Here is a 4,988-nt window from a genome sequence, read left to right on the forward strand (position 1 = left end):
AGCCCATCGGCGAAGTCAGCACCGAGGGCTTCACCCGCATGATGGTGACCAACGCGCTCAGCCCCATGCGCGTCGTCGAAACGCTCGATGCCCTGGTGGCGCCCGACGGCGCCATCGTCGTCATGTCGTCCGGCCTCGGCAGCGTGGCCAACAATATCGATGGCGGCTGGGAGTCCTATCGCGCCAGCAAGGCTGCGCTCAACACGCTCATGCGCAGCTACGCCTCCCGCCAGCCCGACCCCGGCCGCAGCTTGCTGCTTATCGCACCAGGCTGGGTGCGCACCGACATGGGCGGCCCCGACGCGGCGCTCGACGTCAGCGAAAGCATTCCGCTGGTGGTGGACGTGGTGACCCAGCAGACCGGCCGCAGTGGCCTGCAATTTCTCAACCGGCTGGGGGAGACCATGCCCTGGTGAGGGCACTACCTGGCCAGGTGAAGCGGTGCCGTGGTGAACGGCACCGTCATCGGCTAGAACGTCACCCGCAATCCCACTCGCATGGCGCCCTGCTGGCCGTTCGACGAAGGGATGAAATACGGCAAGGCCGCCACCGCCATCTGGCCCGTTGAATCCCGCCCCGTGGCCTGCTGGCGGTACACCAAGGCATACAGCAACACCTGCTTGGAGAGGCTGTACCAGGCGCCGGCATTCCATTGCTGGTAGGTCGCGGTCTGGGCCTTGGTGTAATCGTAGGAGGCGCCCAGCATCCACGCCGGGTTCAAGCGGTAGGTCGCCAGCAGTTCGTAGTTGTTGAAGGTCGCCGTGCCCGAAAACGGCGTCGATGAGGTGCGCACGACGTCCTCGAACCGGGTCGACGTATAGGTAAAACCAGCCAGTACCGGGCCCCACAGGTAATTCACGCCCGCACCGAACTCCACCCGCGTGTGTGCCGACACATAGCCGCTGAAGATGGGACTGGTGATCGGATTGCTGAAACTCGCGCCCGCCACCGGAACCGATCCCGCGTCGTAAAGCGTCGTCGCRGGCTTGCCGATGCGCGAATAGAAGGCACTCGAAGTCAGCGCCTCGTTCGCATAGCTCACGCTGGCCGAACGCTTGCAGCCCACGGAAGGCTCGCTCCCGCCGCCTGCGGGACCGAACAAGGCCGCGAACTTGAATCCGTCAAACACCGGCGAGTTGTACTTGATGACGCCGGTGAGCGAGTAGCTGCCCCACATATTGTCTTCGTCCGACGCATGCGTGGCCGCCACGCCGCCGAAACGTCCCGCACCCGACAAGCCGATCAGCGAATCAAGCGCGAGATCGTATTGGCGGCCCACCGTGATCGTGCCGTAGGGAGACTCCAGCCCCGCAAAAGCCTGGCGACCAAACAGACGACCGCCATTGGCAAGCTTGCCCGTGTTGATGTCGAAGCCACCTTCCACACGACCGATCACGCGATAGCCGTTGTCCAGCTTGTAGTCGGCCAGCAGTCCAAACTTGCTGCTGCCCAGGGAGCCGTTGGTCAGCTTCAGCTGGCTATGCCCCGACTGGTTGGTGGTGTAAGTGAGGCCGTCGTCCAGGACGCCATAGAAGGCGACATTCTCGGCGTGGCACGTCAGCGCCGTCGTCAACGCGAGCCCGGCAAAAATCCTTTTCATGAGCAATCCACCCCTGTGCATTGAACAGACGATTGAGTGATGGCGCGCGACCTTCCCCGTGTCGCTTGAAAGCGCGCGCTGCTTTAACCGGCGAGCAGCGCCGGCACTGCCGTGTGGGCAATGATTCGAACGACATCGATATCGATATGGACGTAGCGCTCCGGCGCATCGAGCATGTTCAAACTGCCGAGCACCCTGCCTTGCCAGCGCAGCGGCATGTTCACCACGCTGCCCAGGCCCAGAAAGGCCAGGCGTTCGTGGTGAGCGAACACGCAAGCGAGTTCTTCTTCGCAATGACCCACGAACGGCAAGCCCCAATGCAAGACCTGATCGGCCCAGGCCGGTGATGCCACCGGATCGGTCGCCCCTTCGGGATAGGTGGCCGGATCGCTGGAATAAAGGCGGGTGGCGACCGTGCAGGCTTCGTCATAGACCAGCACCGTCAGCAAGCGGTGCCCAACCAGGCGCTGCAACGCAGCGTCGACTGCCCGGAACACATCGCGCGAGCGCCGGGCGTGGAAACAGGCGCGTTCGATCACGCCCAGTTCGTCGGACAGGCAATCGCTCATCGACTGCCCTCCTCGGCGGCGATCGCTTCCAGCGAGCGGCCTTTGGTTTGCGGACCAAGCACGATCACCGCGCAGACACCCGCCGCCAGCACCACCGTGGTCATGGCGAACACGCCGCCAAAGCCCAGCACCGGATACAGCAGCCCGACCAGCAAGGGCGCACTGATCGCGCCGATGCGCCCCACCGCCGACGAACTGCCGGCACCGATCGCACGGATCGCGGTGGGAAAGATTTCTGCCGTGTAAGCGTAGACGCCGGCATAGGCGCCATTCATCGCAAACGAGAGGCACGCGCCGGCCAGCAGGATTGCCTGATGATCGTGGGCGAAAGCCATCGCCAGGGCAAAGGCGGTACCCAGCGTCATATACAGGACGATGGTGCCCTTGCGCCCGATTTTTTCATTCAGCAGTGCGGCTGAGAAATAGCCAGGAATCTGCGCCAGATAGATGATGAACGAGTAGCCGAAGCTCTGCGTGATGCCCATGCCCTTCTGCATCAGCAGGCCGGGAATCCAGGTGAAAAACAGGTAGTAACTGAAGGTGAGCGAGAGCCACATCAGCCACGCCATCGCCGTGATACGCGCCTGCCTGCCGTGCCACAGGCCTTGCAGCAAGACCTTCAACGACGGTCGTCCCAGGTCCTTCCCGCTCGGCGCCAGCGCCGCCTCACCTGCCGTGTCGCGTAAAGGCGTGCGCTGATCGAAGGTCGACTCGATCTTGGCGATGATCGCCCTGGCCTCTGCATGTCGTCCGCGACTTTCGAGCCAGCGTGGCGATTCATCGAGCGATCGCCGCCACCACAGCAACATGCCCACCGGCAACGCGGTGATGATGAGCACGACCCGCCAACCCTCCGCGGATGAGCGGACGACGAAGTAGCCGAGCGCCGCGGCGGCAACAAAACCGAACGAGAAGAATCCGGTGAGCGCACCGACGAAGGTGCCGCGATAGCGCTTGGCTACAAACTCCGCCAGATACGGCGCAATGATCGCGCTCTCGGCACCCGTGCCGATGCCGGCGATGATGCGCAAGACCAGGAACATCGACCACGACGTCGACCACGCCGAGGCCAACGAAGCCACCGCATAGATGACCAGCGCATACATCATCACGCGACGCCTGCCGAACACGTCGCCGAGCAAGCCAGCGCCAAGCGCACCGAAGAAGAAACCGACGTACGCGACGCTGCCCAGCACGCCGGTCTGCGCGCTGCTCAAGCTCCATAGCGAGCGCAGCACCGGCAGGATGAAGGCCAATACAGCCGTGTCCATCGCATCGAATGCGTAGCCCAGGCCGCCGATCAGGAACAGGCGGCGGTGGTAGCGGGCGTACGGCCAGCTTTCCGTTCTTGACGAAACGAATGACAAAGTAACCCCCATGCATCGGCAAGCGACGCTGTTTGACGAAAACGACGATTGGACGGGACCGGCGGCCATCCCCATGGCCACGCAGCGTTGCTGCGCCCGACGTTTGTTTTTCAGGCGGGCGCGCGAGTGAGTCGGTCGACCACCGGTTTGCCTGCCTTGAGCACCATCAGCAGATTGCGTTCGTGTTGAAAGGCGCGCAGGTCGCGCAGAGGGTCACCGTCCATGACCAGCAGATCGGCGCACGCCCCCTTGGCGATGACGCCCAGCCGCCCCGACTCTCCTATCAGCTCTGCGTTGACGTGGGTCGCACTGCGCAGGACTTGCGCCGGCGACATCACCTGTTGGCGCAGCACGAGTTCGTCGCACTGCAGATCGTGCATGTCGCCCAGCAGATCCGAGCCCAGGGCGATCTTCACCCCGGCCGCCTGCGCGATGCGGATGGCGTCGAGGCCGCGGTCCTTTACCTGCGCGCATTTCTCCAGCATGGCGGGCGACCAGCCCAGCGCGCTCCCGCGTTCCGCCAACGCGGCGTAAGTGGCCAGGGTGGGCACAAGGTAGACGCCGTATCGCGCCATCAATTCAGCCGTCTGCTCGTCGAGCAGATTGCCGTGCTCGATCGAACGCACCCCTGCTCGCACGGCCCGACTGATGGCCTCCGGCGAATACGCGTGCGCCATCACATAAGTCCGGGCCGCGTCCGCTTCTTCCACGATCGCACCGAGTTCCTCGGTGGAAAATTGCAGGCCCTCCAGTGGATCGTTGGGCGTGGAGATGCCACCGCCGGCCATCACCTTGATGTGATGGGCGCCGTTGCGGATCTGCTCCCGCACGGCGCGGCGAACCTCGGGCACGCCGTCGGCGACGTAGCCGAGCAGGCCGGCCGAGCCGCAGCAGATGCAACTGCCATGGGAAAAGTGTGGAGGGCGTGGGTCACCGTGACCGCCGGTCTGGGTAATGGCCTGTCCCGCGATCAACAGCCGCGGCCCGACGATATGTCCCTGCTCGATCGCCTGCACCAGACCCGAATCAGCCCCGCCCGCATCGCGCACCGTGGTGTAGCCGCGTCGAAGCATGGCCTCGAGCACGGTCTCCGTGTGGGCGGCAATTAGCGACTGCGTCATCAAAGAGAGCTTGAAGAAGTCAGCGACTATCGCAGTGACGTGTACGTGTGCATCGATCAATCCTGGAAGCAACGTAAGACCGTCAAGCGCGATGCTGACTCCCCCGTTGTCAGGCAAATCTCCCTGGACGACGGCGGTGATGGTCTCGTCCTCGATGCGCACTGACATGCGGGTTAGAAGCTCGCCGGTACTGCTGTCGAACATGTTTGCGTTGCGGAACGTCAACGATGCCATCGGCGATTCCCTTCGTAGGCCGTGGCATCGATTGTGTTGACGGCTGCCTATGCGAACAATGACATCGCCCTGACAACGTCTKTGCCTTCAAGGCAAC

At 63.6% G+C, this 4,988-nt stretch carries 5 protein-coding genes; 1 reads left to right on the plus strand and 4 read right to left on the minus strand.

All coding sequences use genetic code 11. The annotated features are described in order from the left end of the window. Positions 1-416 (plus strand): SDR family oxidoreductase (locus tag AC1DMG_RS19660; protein WP_477180954.1); only part of this gene is annotated, 416 nt, incomplete at its 5' end. A gap of 53 nt (positions 417-469) precedes the next feature. Here the strand turns inward: AC1DMG_RS19660 and AC1DMG_RS19665 are convergent. The 4 genes from AC1DMG_RS19665 to AC1DMG_RS19680 all read right to left on the minus strand — a co-directional run bounded on the left by AC1DMG_RS19665 (position 470) and on the right by AC1DMG_RS19680 (position 4,861). Continuing rightward, on the minus strand, positions 470-1,600 hold the full coding sequence (locus AC1DMG_RS19665) for a porin (protein ID WP_477175630.1): 1,131 nt from the start codon (positions 1,598-1,600) through the stop codon (positions 470-472). 83 nt (positions 1,601-1,683) lie between these two features. Then, positions 1,684-2,169, minus strand: coding sequence for a GAF domain-containing protein (locus tag AC1DMG_RS19670; protein ID WP_441602313.1), 486 nt, complete (start codon positions 2,167-2,169; stop codon positions 1,684-1,686). Continuing rightward, positions 2,166-3,536: an MFS transporter gene (locus tag AC1DMG_RS19675; protein ID WP_477175631.1), complete on the minus strand. Its 1,371-nt coding sequence runs from the start codon at positions 3,534-3,536 to the stop codon at positions 2,166-2,168. Before AC1DMG_RS19675 ends, AC1DMG_RS19670 begins: the two co-directional genes overlap by 4 nt. A gap of 110 nt (positions 3,537-3,646) precedes the next feature. Next, positions 3,647-4,861 carry a metal-dependent hydrolase family protein gene (locus tag AC1DMG_RS19680; RefSeq protein WP_477175632.1) on the minus strand — a complete coding sequence of 405 codons (1,215 nt, stop codon included), beginning with the start codon at positions 4,859-4,861 and terminating at the stop codon, positions 3,647-3,649. Positions 4,862-4,988 lie beyond the last annotated feature (127 nt).

It is taken from the genome of Dyella sp. 01N36, assembly GCF_056399745.1.